This window comes from Rhodococcus sp. F64268 (assembly GCF_023015605.1).
Classification (GTDB): domain Bacteria; phylum Actinomycetota; class Actinomycetes; order Mycobacteriales; family Mycobacteriaceae; genus Rhodococcus.
Genome location: NZ_JALKAI010000007.1, coordinates 109,647 through 125,098, shown reverse-complemented (window position 1 = coordinate 125,098; position 15,452 = coordinate 109,647). Strand labels below are relative to the sequence as shown.

General features: G+C 65.9%; 15 protein-coding genes and 1 riboswitch. Of the genes, 8 read left to right on the top strand and 7 right to left on the bottom strand.

From position 1 onward, the window contains the following. Positions 1 to 12: 12 nt before the first annotated feature. Both MWU77_RS17855 and MWU77_RS17850 read right to left on the bottom strand, forming a co-directional pair. Positions 13 to 666, bottom strand: coding sequence for a TetR/AcrR family transcriptional regulator (locus MWU77_RS17855; protein WP_169689824.1), 654 nt, complete (start codon positions 664 to 666; stop codon positions 13 to 15). Between the two features lie 55 nt (positions 667 to 721). Next, positions 722 to 2,263: a carboxylesterase/lipase family protein gene (locus tag MWU77_RS17850; protein WP_247274385.1), complete on the bottom strand. Its 1,542-nt coding sequence runs from the start codon at positions 2,261 to 2,263 to the stop codon at positions 722 to 724. An 83-nt stretch (positions 2,264 to 2,346) separates the two neighbouring features. Continuing rightward, positions 2,347 to 2,443, top strand: a riboswitch (TPP riboswitch). Here MWU77_RS17850 and MWU77_RS17845 point away from each other — a divergent pair. The 6 genes from MWU77_RS17845 to MWU77_RS17820 all read left to right on the top strand — a co-directional run bounded on the left by MWU77_RS17845 (position 2,436) and on the right by MWU77_RS17820 (position 7,600). Further along, the gene (locus MWU77_RS17845) at positions 2,436 to 3,146 is read left to right on the top strand and encodes a TenA family protein (RefSeq protein ID WP_247274384.1); all 711 of its coding nucleotides are present in this window, start codon (positions 2,436 to 2,438) and stop codon (positions 3,144 to 3,146) included. Its footprint overlaps the riboswitch before it by 8 nt. After that, positions 3,131 to 4,153, top strand: coding sequence for an ABC transporter substrate-binding protein (locus MWU77_RS17840; protein ID WP_374229903.1), 1,023 nt, complete (start codon positions 3,131 to 3,133; stop codon positions 4,151 to 4,153). The genes MWU77_RS17845 and MWU77_RS17840 overlap by 16 nt, the downstream gene beginning before the upstream one ends. Beyond that, entirely contained in the window at positions 4,134 to 4,982 is an 849-nt protein-coding gene (locus MWU77_RS17835; protein ID WP_247274383.1) for an ABC transporter permease, read from the top strand. Before MWU77_RS17840 ends, MWU77_RS17835 begins: the two co-directional genes overlap by 20 nt. Next, positions 4,979 to 5,728: an ABC transporter ATP-binding protein gene (locus MWU77_RS17830; RefSeq protein WP_247274382.1), complete on the top strand. Its 750-nt coding sequence runs from the start codon at positions 4,979 to 4,981 to the stop codon at positions 5,726 to 5,728. Before MWU77_RS17835 ends, MWU77_RS17830 begins: the two co-directional genes overlap by 4 nt. A gap of 189 nt (positions 5,729 to 5,917) precedes the next feature. Next, positions 5,918 to 6,913: an alpha/beta hydrolase gene (locus tag MWU77_RS17825; protein ID WP_247274381.1), complete on the top strand. Its 996-nt coding sequence runs from the start codon at positions 5,918 to 5,920 to the stop codon at positions 6,911 to 6,913. A gap of 123 nt (positions 6,914 to 7,036) precedes the next feature. Further along, the gene (locus tag MWU77_RS17820; RefSeq protein WP_247274380.1) at positions 7,037 to 7,600 is read left to right on the top strand and encodes a LysM peptidoglycan-binding domain-containing protein; all 564 of its coding nucleotides are present in this window, start codon (positions 7,037 to 7,039) and stop codon (positions 7,598 to 7,600) included. A 79-nt stretch (positions 7,601 to 7,679) separates the two neighbouring features. Here the strand turns inward: MWU77_RS17820 and MWU77_RS25005 are convergent, their stop codons facing one another. Next, a complete protein-coding gene (locus tag MWU77_RS25005; RefSeq protein WP_247274379.1) occupies positions 7,680 to 8,255 on the bottom strand; it encodes a potassium channel family protein in 576 nt (191 codons plus the stop codon). Positions 8,256 to 8,373: 118 nt separating this feature from the next. On the opposite strand from MWU77_RS25005, the gene MWU77_RS17810 reads away from it, so the two are divergent. Continuing rightward, the gene (locus tag MWU77_RS17810) at positions 8,374 to 9,786 is read left to right on the top strand and encodes a hypothetical protein (protein ID WP_247274378.1); all 1,413 of its coding nucleotides are present in this window, start codon (positions 8,374 to 8,376) and stop codon (positions 9,784 to 9,786) included. Here MWU77_RS17810 and MWU77_RS17805 read toward each other — a convergent pair. Further along, positions 9,783 to 10,298 (bottom strand): O-acetyl-ADP-ribose deacetylase, encoded by a 516-nt coding sequence (locus MWU77_RS17805; protein WP_169689815.1) that lies wholly within the window; start codon positions 10,296 to 10,298, stop codon positions 9,783 to 9,785. The genes MWU77_RS17810 and MWU77_RS17805 overlap by 4 nt on opposite strands. A 57-nt stretch (positions 10,299 to 10,355) precedes the next feature. On the opposite strand from MWU77_RS17805, the gene malQ reads away from it, so the two are divergent. Continuing rightward, on the top strand, positions 10,356 to 12,470 hold the full coding sequence (gene malQ / locus MWU77_RS17800) for a 4-alpha-glucanotransferase (protein ID WP_247274377.1): 2,115 nt from the start codon (positions 10,356 to 10,358) through the stop codon (positions 12,468 to 12,470). Between the two features lie 3 nt (positions 12,471 to 12,473). Here malQ and MWU77_RS17795 read toward each other — a convergent pair whose 3' ends face one another. Genes MWU77_RS17795 through MWU77_RS17785 form a run of 3 tightly spaced genes read right to left on the bottom strand, consistent with a single transcriptional unit; the run spans position 12,474 to position 15,402 of the window. Continuing rightward, entirely contained in the window at positions 12,474 to 14,270 is a 1,797-nt protein-coding gene (locus tag MWU77_RS17795) for a long-chain fatty acid--CoA ligase (RefSeq protein ID WP_169689813.1), read from the bottom strand. Beyond that, positions 14,263 to 14,754, bottom strand: coding sequence for a MarR family winged helix-turn-helix transcriptional regulator (locus MWU77_RS17790; protein ID WP_169689812.1), 492 nt, complete (start codon positions 14,752 to 14,754; stop codon positions 14,263 to 14,265). The genes MWU77_RS17795 and MWU77_RS17790 overlap by 8 nt, the downstream gene beginning before the upstream one ends. Positions 14,755 to 14,814: 60 nt before the next feature. Beyond that, positions 14,815 to 15,402, bottom strand: a complete 588-nt coding sequence (locus MWU77_RS17785; RefSeq protein WP_169689811.1) for a DinB family protein — start codon at positions 15,400 to 15,402, stop codon at positions 14,815 to 14,817. Positions 15,403 to 15,452 lie beyond the last annotated feature (50 nt).

Here is a 15,452-nt window from a genome sequence, read left to right as displayed (position 1 = left end):
CTCCGTGATCGGTTACGAGAGAGCCGCCTCGCGAGCGGCCAGATACGCGGTGAGCATGCTCGAGTCGGTAAGGAGCGGTTCGGTGTAGAGCTCGAGCAACGGGAGCAGGAGACGGTCGGTGTAGGAACTGAGCCAAGCGGGCAGTGCGTCGAGGTCGAGGGGCTCGTTCGGCCCGGGGACATGCAGCAGGAGCGCGCCGGTACTCAATTCGACCAGAGCCCGCGCCCGTGCCTCAGGATTGCGACTGCGACTCACGACGCCGGACTCGGTGCCTTTCGCGAGGTAATCCTCGGTGGTGGCCACCAGATGATCGAGGAACTCTTCGGAGGCGGGGCCGCGGGCCTGGAGACTCCGGATCAGGTAGCCGATGAGCGGGGCGTAGCTCCCGATGTTCTCGAGCTGAGCGAGCATTGCCGCGACGCCGCTGCCCGGCTCGAGGGCCGAGGATTTGAGCTCTCGGATGCTGCCCAGGACGTACCCGTCGCAGTGCTCGCGCAGACCGGCCCGGGAACCGAAGTGGTGCACGATGAGCGAGGCGCTCACGCCGCATTCCGAGGCGATGGCCCGGAGTGAGACATTCACCCCATCCCGAGCAACGCAACAGATCGCCGCGTCGCGGATGCGAGCGCGTGTGGTGAGGTCGGAAACGCCCTCGGTTGAACGCATGTTCCAAGGGTTGCACACGCGTTCAACGACGTCAAGACTGCGCCACCGGCCCGGTTCAGGAGAAACCCATCACCTGCGCGCCCCACACCTCACGCATTGCGCCCTCCGGGTCTGCGACCACTGTGTCTCGTGCATCGATGAGTAGGGTGGCCCGCTCACGCGGCTCGTACTGCGGCCAGTGCTTCGACGCGTCCAGTGCGGCAGGAACCGCGTGCTTCGCGAACGCCAACCATCGTCGCTGGATCCGGCCCGACACCTCGATCGCACTCTTGCGCCCACCGAGCCAGAAACTCGGATCTCGACCGAGCGTGCCGAAATTACCGAATACGTAGGGTAATTCGGTTGCGTGCCCGGCACCGATCCGCGCTGCCTTGAGCATCGGCGTTGCGTGGTCGAAGCGGTACACCCACGTGGGGGAATGCTCGGAGTGCGCTTCCGCCACCCACAACACCGGCATCCGGAACCCGGCGTCGCGGGACAAGGCCATCGCCCCGCTCGGCTTCGGCAGATCGGGATACGCTGCGGCGATCTCGGCGAGCCGCGCGGGCTCGAGATCGGGGCGGTCCTTCGCAAGCGCCTCCAGCATGGCGCGCACGGACGAATCGTCGACCGGCATCAACGGCGACTTCATGAACCGGAAGATCGACGGCTCGTCCTTGTTCGAACCGATGATGAGCGGCACCCGGTGCGACAGGCCTTTCTGGAATGCCGCGACCGGGTACTTGGGCACGAGGTCGCGATCGACCACCGGCGTCATGGCCAAGGTGCCCGGAACTTTCGTGGGGATCTCCCCGACCACGGTTTCGGCCGCCTCGACGAGCTGCTCGAAGGGCATCTGCCGGAGACGCCCCACCCGAGCCGGAGACACCTCGAGGATCCCGAGGAACCGCTCGGCGACCACCGCCGCACGCTCACGGCCGTATACCGACGTCGCCGGCGGCGACTGCGCGATCGCCCGATGGAACAACCCCTCCGCACGAGGCACCGTCATCAACGTCGTGACCGAGCCCCCACCGGACGATTCGCCGAACAGGGTGACGTTATCCGGGTCGCCTCCGAAGTCCGCAATGCAGTCGCGCACCCACTCGAGCGCCGAAATTTGATCTCGCAAACCCAGATTCGACTCATATGTGTCGTCGGCGGACGAGAAGGACGACAGATCGAGGAATCCGAGGGCACCCAGGCGATAGTTGAGGGTGACCACCACGACGTTCCCCGCTTCACAGAGCGCACGCCCGTCGTAGATCTTCTGACCCGAGTAGCCGATGACATACGCACCACCGTGGATCCACACCATCACCGGACGCTTCTCGCCGTCCGGTTCGGGCGCCCAGATGTTGAGGGAGAGGCAGTCCTCCCCGATCGACATCTCGGACGAGATTCCGATCGGGCTGTTCGGGCTCTGTGGAGCGATCGGACCGTACTGCTCGCAGTCGAGCACGCCCGACCACGGCCGGGGACTCTCCGGCGAGCGGAATCTTATGTCGCCGCCGGTCGGGGCCGCAAACGGGATCCCCTTCCACGAGTACACCGCGCCGTCGCGGTACCCGCGGGCGTCGCCGTACTTGCATCCGACAATGAGCGTCTCGGCGTCCACATGACCTCCCGGTGAGCTTCTCGCATCCCAACGTACCCATCGGCAGCGGCGCCCACGGCCCGCCCGAGGTGCTATCGTCGCCTCCGACCGACACGGGGTGCTTCGCGACAGCGGGGCTGAGATCACACCCGTCGAACCTGATCAGGTAATGCTGACGAAGGGATGATTCGGGATGACTGTGCCTGCGCACGCTTCACCGACCGACCGTTTCACCGATGTCCTGTGGGACCGCACGAAGGTTCTGCGCGACTCCATCGACGACCTCGAGTTCCTGCGCCGCCTCGGCGACGGCACATTGCCGCTCGAGTCGTTCCGCTTCTACATCGAGCAGGATGCGCTCTACCTGGCCGGATACGCCAAAGCGCTCGCATTGCTCTCCGCCAAGGCGCCGGATCCTGTCACCGGCGCATTCTGGGCCACGAGTTCCGCGACGGCTGCCACCGAAGAATCGGCGCTGCATCGGCAACTCCTGACCGGGGGTGTACTGCCCGCGAACGACGATCCTGTCGCGCATTCCCCCGCGTGCCTCGGCTACGTGTCGTATCTGACGGCGACCGTCGCGACCGAGCCGTATCCGGTGGGTGCCGCCGCGGTGTTGCCGTGCTTCTGGATCTACGCCGAAGTGTGCCGCGACCTTGCGTCCAGCGCAGCTGTTGTGCTTGCTGCCGACCCGGCCCACCCCTACGCGCGATGGGTCGCAACCTATGACGACCAGGGATTCCAGGATTCGGTCGCCACCGCACGCACCCTCGTCGACGCTGCAGGGGCCGCGGCCACCGAGCCCGAACGCGACGCGATGATCGACGCGTTCACGCTTGCGACCCGCTACGAGTTGCTGTTCTGGGACACCGCCCTGAACACGCAGCCGTGGCCCGCATCGTGACGCTGCGGCACCGGATCGTCTCGCTCGCCGCCGCCATCTTCACGCTGTGCGCAGTCAGCGCGTGCGCCGGTGGCGGTTCCGACGACACGATCCGGTTCGCACTCGACTGGACTCCCAACACCAACCACACCGGTCTGTACGTGGCGCTGCAGGAAGGATTGTTCGACGACGCCGGGCTCGACGTCGAGATCCTTCCTTACAACGACGCGTCACCCGACACTCTCGTCGACGCGGGCAATGCGGAGTTCGGGATCTCGACCCATGGAATGGCTACGTTCGCACGCGCCGCGGGAGCACATACCGTTGCGGTCCTCGCCCCGCTACAACATTGGGCGACAGCGATAGCCGTCAAGTCCGACCGCGACGATCTCACGCGACCGGCCGATCTCGACGGCCGGATCTACGCGGGGTTCGCCGACCCGGGCGTCTCGGAAACGCTGGCGCAGGTCATCCGTAACGACGGAGGACAAGGCGAGTTCGAAGAGATCGTTCTCGGAACGTCGGCGTACGAGGCCGTCTACTCGGGTACCGCGGACTTCACCGTCTCGTATCTGGCGTGGGAGGGACTCGAAGCGGAGCATCGTGGATTGCCGATGCGCTATTTCGACTACACCGACTACGGCTTCCCCGATCAGTACGCGATCGTCGTGAACGGCAACGAGGACTGGCTCGCCGAGAACCCTGATCGTGGTCGCGCGTTCGTGCAAGCACTGCAGCGTGGCTACGAGATCGCTGCCGACGATCCCGATCGGGGCGCGCGTGCGCTGCTCGACGCCAACCCGGGTACGTTCTCGAACGAAGAACTCGTCTTCGAGAGTCAGCGGATGCTCTCCGCCGACTTCATGCGTGACGACCAGGGACGCGTCGGGACCCTCGACGCGAGCAGATGGGCCGGGTACGCCCGGTTCCTGTACGAGCAGGGGCTACTCACCGGTACCGACGGCGCGCGGCTGACCACCGAGCCCGACTGGTCGACCTACCTCACCGATGACTACCAAACGCCCTGAGCCCGCGGGGGCCCGGATCCGGGTCACGACTACCCGGAACTCCCCGCTCCGACGCCGCATCGATCGTGTACTTCCTGCGACGGTCGTCGCGGTGGCACTCGTCGCGACATGGCAGCTGTACGTGATGGTCAGCGGAATCCGCCCGCAAGTGCTGCCGTCCCCCACGCGCGTGTTGCAGCAGGGGTGGGCACATCGCATCGCCATAGCCGAGCACGCCGCTGCGACACTGCAGGTCACACTCGTCGGTTTCGTGGTGTCGCTGACCGTGGCGTGGCTACTGGCAGTCGCGGTCGATTTCTCGCCGTTCCTACGGCGAGCATTCGTGCCGCTGTTCGTCGCCTCGCAGACACTGCCGATCATCGCAATTGCCCCGCTCATGATCATCTGGTTCGGATTCGGTCTCCTGCCGAAGATTCTGGTGATCGCGCTGGCCACCTTCTTTCCGATGGCGATCGGCCTGATCGAGGGATTTGCCGCGACCGATCGCGAGGCCGGGGCACTTCTGCGCAGTATGGGAGCCACTCGCTGGCAAGAGTTCCGGTACGTGCGTCTTCCCTCGGCGCTGCCTCGGTTCTTCACCTCGCTGCGCATCGGCATCACCTACGCCGTGGTGGGCGCGGTGTTCGCGGAGTACGTCGGCGCCACATCGGGGCTCGGCATCTACATGGCCATCCAGAAGAATTCGTTCCGCACCGATCTGGTGCTCGCCGCGGTACTGGTCACCGCGACAGTGTCATTGGTGTTGTACCTGCTCACGTATGTGGCACAGCGCTTGATCGCACCGTGGGCCCTCGGCACAGAGAATCGAGCAACAGGGAGCCACGCATGAGTGCCGTCACCCTCTCCGGCGTCCACCGGTCGTTCGACGGCAACCACGTGCTCGACGACGTCGGGTTCGACGTGTCCCCAGGGGAATTCGTATCGGTCATCGGTCCGAGCGGGTCGGGGAAGTCCACGCTGTTCGGTCTGGTCGCGGGACTCGACACGCCCGACGAGGGGACCGTCTCGGTCGGCGGCGCTCCTGCGTCCCCGGGGTGCGCTGCACTGATGCCCCAGAAGGATCTCCTGTTCCCATGGCGCACAGTCCTCGACAACTGCGCGCTCGCCCTCGAAGTTCAGGGCGTGCCACGTCGGGAGGCACGCGCGCGGGCGCGGGCACTGTTCCCCACGTTCGGACTCGCCGGGTTCGAGGAGGCTCGTCCGTCGCAACTGTCCGGCGGGATGCGTCAGCGTGCAGCGTTGGCGCGAACAGTGATCCAACAACGCGAGATTCTGTTGCTCGACGAACCGTTCGGCGCTCTCGACTCACTCACCCGCACCGACATGCAGTTGTGGCTGCAGTCGGTGTGGCTGCGCGACCGGTGGACCGTCCTGATGATCACGCACGACGTACGTGAGGCCGTCCTGCTGTCCGACCGCGTCCTGGTCCTTTCGCCGCGACCTGCACGGATCCTGCACGAAGTCCGGGTCGGGCTACCGCGACCACGGTCGTTGGAGTTGCTGGCCGACCCCGAATTCGTGGCGATCGAACGTGAACTCGTGTCGGTCCTGCACTCACGATCCGACATGCTTTGATCGCTCGCGCTATTCGGACAACCCGCAATATCGAATCGGTAACAGGATGCCACCCCACCTGCAGCTGGCGTGCCACGTCGTATCTATCGGATTACGAGGCCCACCTGCACCACATGTCGGGCGTAGCTTGAATGATCCGTAGTTCGAACACCCGTCCGGTGTTGCGGCGAGTGGCGAGGAGGCGACGAAATGAGCAGCGCATTGTCCGCCCCCCTCGTCGCGCCTGTCCGTGCACGCTCCACCCCGCAGATCGAGGAATACGGCGGCGTCAGCATCGCCTCGCGCGCCCTGAGCATCTCCTTGCGCCACACGGTGCGACCACTCCTCGACGCGTGGGCGCTCACGCCGTCCCTTCCGTGGCCCACGGGTCTGGTCGACCGCGCAGCGTTCCCCCTGCTCCCGGCACCCGGGACCGAGTACCACCGCATGACGTTGGATACCTGCCCCGCCGAGTTCGTCCGTGCCCCCGGCGCCGGCGGCCGCACCGCAATCCTGTACCTGCACGGCGGAGCGTTTCTGTGCTGCGGGCTGACCACCCACCGCCAACTGGTGTCGCGCATCTCGGCGGCAGCAGGCGCCCCGGCCCTGTCGGTGGCCTACCGGATGCTGCCACGTCACCCGATCCGACATGCGGTCGACGACGGCCTGTCCGGACTCCGTTGGCTCATCGCCCATGGCTACCCGATCGATCGGATCGTCATCGCAGGCGATTCCGCGGGCGGATTTCTCGCTTTCTCCGTGGCTCACGAAGCACTGCGGCTGGGGCTGGGTCGGGCCGCGGGCACCGTCGCGATCTCGCCGCTGACCGACCTCGATCACCGCCCCAAGCTCGACCATCCGAATGCCCGGAAGTGCGCGTTGTTCCCGCGGCGGGCGGTGCCGGCATTGTCCACCTTGATCGAGAGGGCCGAACAGATCGATGACCGCTACGAGCCCGTGCCTTCTCCCGTGGATCTCGACCTGACCGGCATGCCGCCGGCTCTGCTCCAGACCGGATCCGAGGAGATGACGTTCGTCGACGCCGAGACGATGGCCTACCGTCTCGCCTCGGCAGGTGTGCCGACGGAACTGCAGGTGTGGGAGAAGCAGGTGCACGTGTTCCAGGCTGCCGCGTCACTGGTTCCCGAGGGCAGTCGTGCGGTCGTCGAGATCGGAATGTTCGTGCGCTCGCTCGACACGGTGTGATCCAGCGAACAGTACGACCCTCTACGGCATCCACAGCTAGGAGTCGGGTGGGCGGTACTGTGCGTCAGGCGCCCGGTTCGAGCCGGTTGCCCGAATCACCATGTATCGATCGAAGGGGTCAGCGTGAGCTCTCTCAATTCCGGCCAAAGCCTCAGTGTGGGCCAGGAACTGAAGTCCGACAACGGCAAGTACACTCTCGTGCTCCAGCAGGACGGCAACCTGGTCCTGTCCGAGGACGGCAAGGCCGTGTGGGCGGCGGGAACCGACGGCTCCGGCACGGTGCGCGCGACGGTACAGGAGGACGGCAACTTCGTCCTGTACAAGGATGACAACTCCCCCGTGTGGGCGTCGGAGACGAGCGGTAATTCAGGTGTACGCCTGACGGTGCAGGACGACCGCAATGTCGTGCTGTACGCGGGCGACAAGCCGGTCTGGGCAAGCAACAGTGTTGCTCCGAAGGCGGCAGCGCCCGTTGCCGAGCCGGCCCACGTGGCTCCCGCACCGGCCGAGCCCGCTCCTGCCCCGGCCCCGGCCGCCCGCACCCACACTGTCGCCTCCGGCGACACTCTCTGGGCGATCGCCGAGCGTTTCTACGGCGACGGCAACCAGTACCAGCGCATCGCCGATGCGAGCGGGGTCTCCAACCCGGACCTGATCCAGCCCGGCCAGGTGCTCACCATCCCGTGATGCCTGCAGGCTCGTAGTATCGAACGTCCCCATCACCTGTTCCGGTGGTGGGGACGTCCACATTCACAGATTTCGTCATTCACGAAACCTCGTCGGTTGTCGGCGTCTCCCCCACCTGCTGCCAACGATGCTTGGCGGTGAGCACGAACAACCGCACAACCAGCGCGAGGAAGATCAGGTTGCATACGATCTGCGCCGAGACCACCGCCCTCGTTCCGTCGGTGACCGCGGCGATGTCCCCGAATCCGACGGTCGCGAACACTGTGAGACTGAAGTACAGGGCGCCCATCCGGGTGAGGACCTCCGTGAATCCTTCCGGCTCGACTTGCGAGATCACCGCGTACAGCGACGCGAAGCCGAGGACGTAGACGGTGACGGTCGCGGCGATCCCTTCCATGGCCTGGACCATCGGATGCGGCGACCGCAGCACCGACCACACCTGCCAGGCGCAGACAGCACATACCACTACCGATCCGAGTACGAGCAGGAGCAGCGTGGGGAGGTCGTCGAGTCCCGAGAAGGGAAGCGTGAAGTAGGCGGTGCCCGCCACCACAAGCGTCGTCACGGTGCGAAGCAATGCCCGCCACGTGAGTGCGCGTAGTTGCGCCGCCTTGTCGGTCCCGGCTGCATCGGATGACTGCGCGCTGTTCGGCACAGGTGCCAGTATGCGCCTGGCACCCCCGTGGGCGCGCTCACCGACGGGCACGGTGTCGGTGGGTCCGACTAGTGTTCACGACACACGGGTCAATGTCGGGAAGGAAGGGGGCAGGTTCATGGGCGAACCGGAAAGCGGATTCGACCGCGACGTCGACCGGGCCTGGCGCGAGTTCCGGGGGGACCTCGCCGACCACGTCGCAGCCATGCGCGATGGAGGCGGACTCGTGCTCGAGCCACTGGCAGAGGAGGCCGGAGGGCCGGCCGGGCCGTGCGTGCAGTTCTACGCGTGGGGTGATCAGCAGGTGCGCTGCGAAGTACCGTCGAATCTCCATCTGACCGAGGATCGTCACCTGTCGCCGCACGACGAGGCGTTGTTGTTGGATTTGGGATGGCAGACACCGTCGCGCGATCCCGACGCACCGGAGGACGGCGGCTCGCCCGCGTTCTGGATGGACCTCCCCTCCTCGTGGGCCGATCGGCTCGCCGAGGTCGCGGTGCGCGCGTTGCGCGAGGTCTGGGGCGTTCCGCATCCCCTTTTCCTGCGTGCGGAGTCCTTCGGGACCGCCGGCAGCCACGAGTTGGAAACTCCGGCACCGGTGGCCGAGGTCTCTCCCAAAGTGCCGGTGCGAGGCCCTGTCCATCCCCTCGGCGAGGAGCACCTGCGAGAACTCATCGAGGACACCGTGGGCGACCGGGTCGGCGACACACCCACATGGGACGAAGACGGCGACCTCGTGCTGCGTATCGCCGACGTCCTCGTGTTCGTCGGGGTCGGTGCGGGCGCAGCAACGGTGGATCTCCTTGCGCCGATCGTGCATTCGATCAGTGGTCGCACACGCGCGATGGAGGTGGTGTCCGATCTCAATCGGCAATGGCCGCAACTGAAGTTCGTGCTCATCGACGATCGCGTCGCGGTCGTCAACCACCTGCCTGCGTCGCCCTTCGTGCCGGAACATCTGGTGTCCGCTCTCGATCGCATGTCCGGCTTCCTCGAGGGCGTCGACCACGACTTCGCAGCGCATATCGGCGGCCTTCCGATGCGCGGTCACGGTCACGATCATTATTTCGAGGCCCCGGATTTCGAATCCTCCGACGAGCGCAATCTGTTCGAGGACGACCTGTGGGAACCCCGCCTCGAAGACGATCTTCCGGCGGCACTGCTCGAACTTCGCGATCATCACATCCACGGGCGCTCCGATATACCGGTCGAGACGGTCGCGGCGATCGGAAACCGGGAGGCCTCCCGGCTGCAGCAGTTCCTCGAACTCAGCACCGAGCAGCACGTGGGCTGGACCAGCGAATCCCTCAACCGTGCCTTCATGGGCGACGACGACGGTGTCGCCGCTGCCGACGCAAAGGCCCTCGAGTGGAAGCTGACGAGCTGGTCGCTGGCCGCAGCCCTCAGCTACCTCGACCTGCCCACGGAGATCCCGAACCACCGGCGCCCGCCGGCGAAGCCGAGCACCGACCAGCCGCCGCTGTTCGACAATCCGGACGAGCCGACGCTCTTCGACGGATTCGGCGACTAGCGTCCCGCTACTGCCCGTCGCAGCACGTCAGCGACGGCGCTCGTGTATCCGACGAGGGTGACCGTGGCAGCCGCCGTCGTAGTGGCGCGAATCGCCGAGACCGCCTGCGCGGCGGCGTCCTCCACCGGCCATCCGTAGACGCCGGCAGAGATCAGCGGAAAAGCCACGGTCGCCGCACCGAGCTCGTCCGCGACCATCAGTGACCGGCGATAGGCGGAGCGGAGAATCAGCGACCGGTCGTCGTCACGTGCGTACACGGGACCGACGGTATGGATCACCCACCGAGCAGGCAGTCGTCCTGCTGTGGTGGCCACCGCGTCGCCCGCGGGAAGGCCGTCGGGCAGTGTGGTGTCGCGCAGCGCGCGACATTCGGTGAGGATCTCCGGCCCGCCCGCGCGGTGGATCGCGCCGTCGACTCCGCCTCCACCGAGCAGCGACGAGTTGGCGGCGTTGACGATGGCGTCGACCGCAATCGTGGTGATATCACCTTCGACGACGTCGATGATTGTCATGTGGTCTCTCGTTCGTGGTAGTGCCACCACGGGCGTTTCCTGGCATGATTCCAGAGCGTGACGTCGTCGGACAAGCTTCGCGAACTCGCCGGGTACCACGGGGTGTCCTGCACCTACCGTGGATGGGACACCCTCGAACATCATGTCCCCGATCGGACGCTGCGCTCGATCCTGGCAGCGCTCGACGTGCCCGCCGGTTCGGACGCCGAGATCGACAAATCCCTCGCGGATGTCCCGAACGCACCGTGGCGGCAGATGCTGCCGCTGTCGCTGGTTGTCGCCGAAGGCGATAGGCGTCCTTTTGCCGTACACGTGCCGCACGGAGATCCGGTCTCGGTGTGGGTAGTGGCCGAGGACGGCTCCGAGGTCGACGCCGAGCAGCTCGACGTGTGGGTCGAACCGAGGATGGTCGACGGACGGCTCGTCGGCCGGGCCACCTTCACGGTGCCTGCGCTACCACTGGGCTGGCACACGATCCATGCGCGCAGCAACGACATCGAAGCGACCGCGACGCTCGTGGTGACGCCGGCGCGACTGTCCACGGCAGACCGCGTGCTGCGCTCCCGACAGTGGGGTTTGGCCGCACAACTGTATTCGGTCCGGTCGAGCCGGTCTTGGGGTATAGGCGACTTCGCCGATCTTGCCGATCTCACAGCAGTGACCGCGGGCCATGGCGGCGACTTCGTGTTGATCAATCCCGTCCACGCCGCCGAGCCGCGGCCCCCACACGAGCCGTCTCCGTACCTTCCGTCCTCACGGCGGTTCGTGGACCCCCTCTATCTGCGGGTCGAGGACATTCCCGAGGCCGCCTATCTTTCGCGCAAACAGCGCAGACTGCTCGACGAGAGCGCACGGGACTGCGCGAAAGCGAACCGGAAAGGTGCACGGCTGAAGCGGAATCCGGTGTTCCGCGCCAAACTGAAGGTGCTCGAGCGGATCCACAGTGTGCCCCGGGGTCCTGCCCGTCAGGCTCGTTACGCAGCATTCTGCGCTGACGGCGGCCGGGCACTCGACGACTTCGCACTGTGGTGCGCACTCGCGGAGACGGCGGGGTCGCAGCACTGGGACGAGCGGGTCACGGTTCCGGACGATCCCTGGGTGAAACGCCAACGCGTCGTACTGGCCGAGCGCATCGATTTCCACCGCTGGTTGCAGTGGTTGTGCGACGAGCAACTCGCCGACGCGCAGATCGCGGCACGAGCCGCGGGCATGAGCATCGGTGTCGTACACGACCTGGCGGTGGGGGTGAAACGCGAGGGCGCCGACGCGTGGACACTGGGTGATGCGCTGGCCTCGGGGGTCACAGTCGGCGCCCCGCCCGACGACTTCAATCGGAACGGACAGAACTGGAACCAGCCGCCGTGGCGTCCCGATCGCCTCGAGGAACTCGGCTACGGCCCGTACCGCGAGATGCTCCGGTCGGTGCTGCGACATGCCGGTGGTGTGCGGATCGACCACATCCTCGGTCTGTTCCGCACATGGTGGGTGCCGGAAGGATCGTCGCCGAGCGAAGGCGCGTATGTGCGGTACGACCACGAGGCGATGATCGGCATCCTGGTACTCGAGGCACACCGCGCGGATGCGGTTGTCATCGGTGAGGATCTCGGTGTGTTCGAGGGATGGGTCCAGGAGTATCTCGCTGAGCGTGGGGTCGCGGGTACGTCGATCCTGTGGTTCGAGAAGGACGGAGACACTCCGCGCGCACCTGAGAGCTACCGCCGGTTGTGCCTGACGTCGGTCACCACACACGACCTACCTCCGACGTCCGGATACCTTGCCGGGGAGCATATTTCGATCCGGTCGAAGCTCGGGTTACTGAAAGACGACCTGGCGACCGAGTTCGCTGCCGCGGAAGCCGAACGCGATGCGGTGCTCGGTCTCGCCCGCGATCGCGGGCTGCTCGACCCGGTAGAGGGCGAGAGTCTCGAGCACCAGGTCGAGGCGCTGCATCGGCTCGTCGCGGCGAGTCCGTCGGCCATGCTGGCGTTGTCACTGGCCGACGCGGTCGGTGAACCCCGTAGCCAGAATCAGCCGGGCACCGTCGACGAGTATCCGAATTGGCGTGTGCCGCTCGCAGACGCCGACGGTGAGGCCGTCCTCATCGACGACCTCACCGGTCATGAGCGTTTTGCGCGACTCGCGGAGGCGTTGTCCCCGGCCGAGCCCGGCTGAGCTTCACCGCTTCACGTAGATGCCCTCGATGTCGGCGGCGAACTTCTCGGCGACCACATTGCGCTTGATCTTCAGCGTCGGGGTCAGCTCACCGGTCTCCTCGGTGAGGTCGCGATCGAGGATCACGAACTTCTTGATGGCCTCCGTATGCGAGACCGTGCTGTTGGCGTCGTCGACGATCGTCTGCATCGCATCGCGCAGCGACGGATCGTTTCGCAGGTCTGCGATAGTGGCGTCCGCCGGCTTGCCGTTCTCCCGCTTCCAGTTGTCGAATACGTCGGGGTCGACCGTCAGCAATGCCGAGATGAACGTGCGCCCGTCGCCGAGAACAACGGCCTGCGAGACCAGCGTGTGCGATCGCATCCGGTCTTCGAGCGGACCCGGAGAGACGTTCTTGCCGCCGGCGGTGACGATGAGGTCCTTCTTACGTCCGGTGATCGTGGTGTAGCCGTCGGCGTCGAGCGAGCCGAGGTCGCCGGTACGAAACCATCCGTCGTGGAACGCGTCCTCGGTCGCCTTCTCGTTGCGCCAGTAGCCGTTGAATACGACTCCTCCGCGAAGTTCGATCTCGCCGTCCTCAGCGATACGAACACTGTTGCCACCCAAGGGCTGACCCACCGTACCGATCTTCTGCGATCCAGGCATGTTGACGGTGTGTGCCGCTGTCGATTCGGTCAGGCCGTAGCCCTCGTAAATCGGCACGCCGACGCCGCGGAAGAAGTGTCCGAGCGTGGTGCTGAGCGCTCCGCCACCGGAGATGGCCATCTGACACTCGCCGCCCATGGCCTCACGTAGCTTGCCGTAGACGAGCTTGTCGGCCATGGTCCGCTTGGCCTTCAAGAACAGGCTCGGGCCACCGTGGTCGAGCGACTCGCTGTACGCGATCGCGGTGTCCTCGGCGAACTGGAAGATGGCCGCATTGAGCTTTCCGCCTGCTGCCGCCTTACCGGCCGCGGCGTCACGTACCTTCTCGAACACGCGAGGCACGCCGAGGATCATGTGTGGCGAGTACCGGGAGAACTGGCTCGATACGGTTCCGAAATCAGACCAGTGCGACTGTGCTGCACCACCTTCGAATGATGCAAGCGACACTGCCCGCGCCAGCACGTGTGCCAGGGGCAGGAACGTCAGGATCCGGTTACCCGGCTTGGCAGCCATCTGACCGATCGGTGCCGTCAGAATTCCGCGAACCTCCGAGAGGAAGTTCCGGTGGGTGAGGATGCAACCCTTCGGCCGGCCTGTGGTGCCGGAGGTGTAGACGAGGGAGGCGAGATCGTCGACGCGGATCCCCTCGCGGCGAGCGGTGAGTTCGGCGTCGTCGATCCCTGCGCCCGCGGCGATGAGTGCGTCCACGGCCCCACCGTCGATCCGATGGATCTCACCGAGGGTGTCGGGCATGCCGACGAAGAGCGCCTCATGGGCGGCGGTCTCGACGATGGCGAGGCAGGCGCCGGAGTCCTCGAGGATCCAGCGGATCTGCTCGGTGGACGACGAATCGTAGATCGGCACCGATGCCGCACCCGCCGCCCAGATCGCGTAGTCGAACAGCGACCACTCGTACCGAGTGGCCGAGAGCAATGCGACACGATCGCCGGGTTGCACTCCTCTGGCGATCAAGCCCTTGGCGACACCGGCGACCTGCTCCGCGAACTGCGATGCGGTGACCGCGACCCACTCGTCACCGAGCGGGCGCGAGTACATCACGCGGTGCGGGGTCTTCTCCGCTTGGATGAATACCGTGTGGACCACGGAATCGTTGTCCGCAACAGTGAACTGGGCGGGGGTCGAGTACTCACGCACTGAAATCTCCATCGTTCTGGTCGGTCGAAGGCGGGGTAGACGGGTCCACACCGAAGCGGAAGCGGCGCAGCAAGTGGATGAACGTGTCGATCTCATCCTGGTCCCATCCCGCCAGTCCTGCTGTGACTTCGCCGTATCGGCGAGTCACTGTGACGGCGAGCACCGCGTGCCCCTGGTCCGTCAGCCTGAGCGGGTGTCCCAACCTGGTCGGTCCGGAGTCCGCAGAGAGCCAACCCTCGTCGATGCAGTGGCGTACTTGCCTCGAGACGGTCGACCGATTGACGCCGAAAACCTCCGAGATATCGGTGGCGCGGCAACCCGGATTGCGGGCGATGAACCCGAGCAGCGAATGCTGCGCGAGCGACAGGGAACTGTCATCGGACCGCTCCCCTGCAGTCAGGAAGCGCACGAGGTGAACGAATTCGTCGTAGGCCTCGGATACCGAGGTCCGATTCGGTGAATCGGACCTCCGCTTCTGTTGCATACGGCAACTATAAGCCCGGTGTGCTCCACGCCTCGAATCAGGGCAACCCACCGCGTTCGGTCAGCGGAATCGCTCGGCGGCCGCCTGCACCCGGGCATGGTGAGCACGCACCTGCGCGTCCTCGTGGTACTGCAAATTGTCGAAGTCTCGCCGCCATCCGGCCGAGCCGTCGATCATTTCCCGCACTATGTCGGCGTGCCCGGCATGGCGGGCAGTTTCACTGTTCATGTGCACGAGGATGCGGTGCAGCGTAATGCGGCCCTGGCCCCACAGCTCCACGCGCGTCACGTCGTCGAGCTCGGTCGCAGCGAAAGTCTCCGCGGCATGCTGCCACGAGCGGCGATACAGACCCACGAGGTACTCGCGCGACTGGTCGGCAGTAGCCCACATGTCGATGTTCGCACCGTCAGCACCCTCCGGATCCGCCCAGGGCAGCGCAACCGGAGATGGCCGGCCGAACGCCTCACCGAAATAGCCGAATTCGCAGGTCGCGAGGTGTTTGACGAGCCCGAGAAGGTTGGTTCCGGTCGGTGTCATCGGGCGCCTCGCGTCGTACTCGGACAGCCCGTCGAGCTTCCACAGGATCAGGTCGCGCGAGGCCTGTAGCTGCTCGACGAGGTCGCTCGCAAACCCGTCGGTACCTGTCATGGGCCCATCGTAGGCGCACACCTCACCCTCACCCCGAGGCTCGACGAATC

Excerpts from the sequence above, each read along its gene's own strand:
- MWU77_RS17855 (WP_169689824.1), bottom strand. The coding sequence starts at position 666 with ATGCGTTCAACCGAGGGCGTTTCCGACCTCACCACACGCGCTCGCATC.
- MWU77_RS17845 (WP_247274384.1), top strand. The coding sequence starts at position 2,436 with ATGACTGTGCCTGCGCACGCTTCACCGACCGACCGTTTCACCGATGTC.
- MWU77_RS17835 (WP_247274383.1), top strand. The coding sequence starts at position 4,134 with ATGACTACCAAACGCCCTGAGCCCGCGGGGGCCCGGATCCGGGTCACG.
- MWU77_RS17830 (WP_247274382.1), top strand. The coding sequence starts at position 4,979 with ATGAGTGCCGTCACCCTCTCCGGCGTCCACCGGTCGTTCGACGGCAAC.
- MWU77_RS17825 (WP_247274381.1), top strand. The coding sequence starts at position 5,918 with ATGAGCAGCGCATTGTCCGCCCCCCTCGTCGCGCCTGTCCGTGCACGC.
- MWU77_RS17810 (WP_247274378.1), top strand. The coding sequence starts at position 8,374 with ATGGGCGAACCGGAAAGCGGATTCGACCGCGACGTCGACCGGGCCTGG.
- MWU77_RS17805 (WP_169689815.1), bottom strand. The coding sequence starts at position 10,298 with ATGACAATCATCGACGTCGTCGAAGGTGATATCACCACGATTGCGGTC.
- MWU77_RS17790 (WP_169689812.1), bottom strand. The coding sequence starts at position 14,754 with ATGCAACAGAAGCGGAGGTCCGATTCACCGAATCGGACCTCGGTATCC.
- MWU77_RS17785 (WP_169689811.1), bottom strand. The coding sequence starts at position 15,402 with ATGACAGGTACCGACGGGTTTGCGAGCGACCTCGTCGAGCAGCTACAG.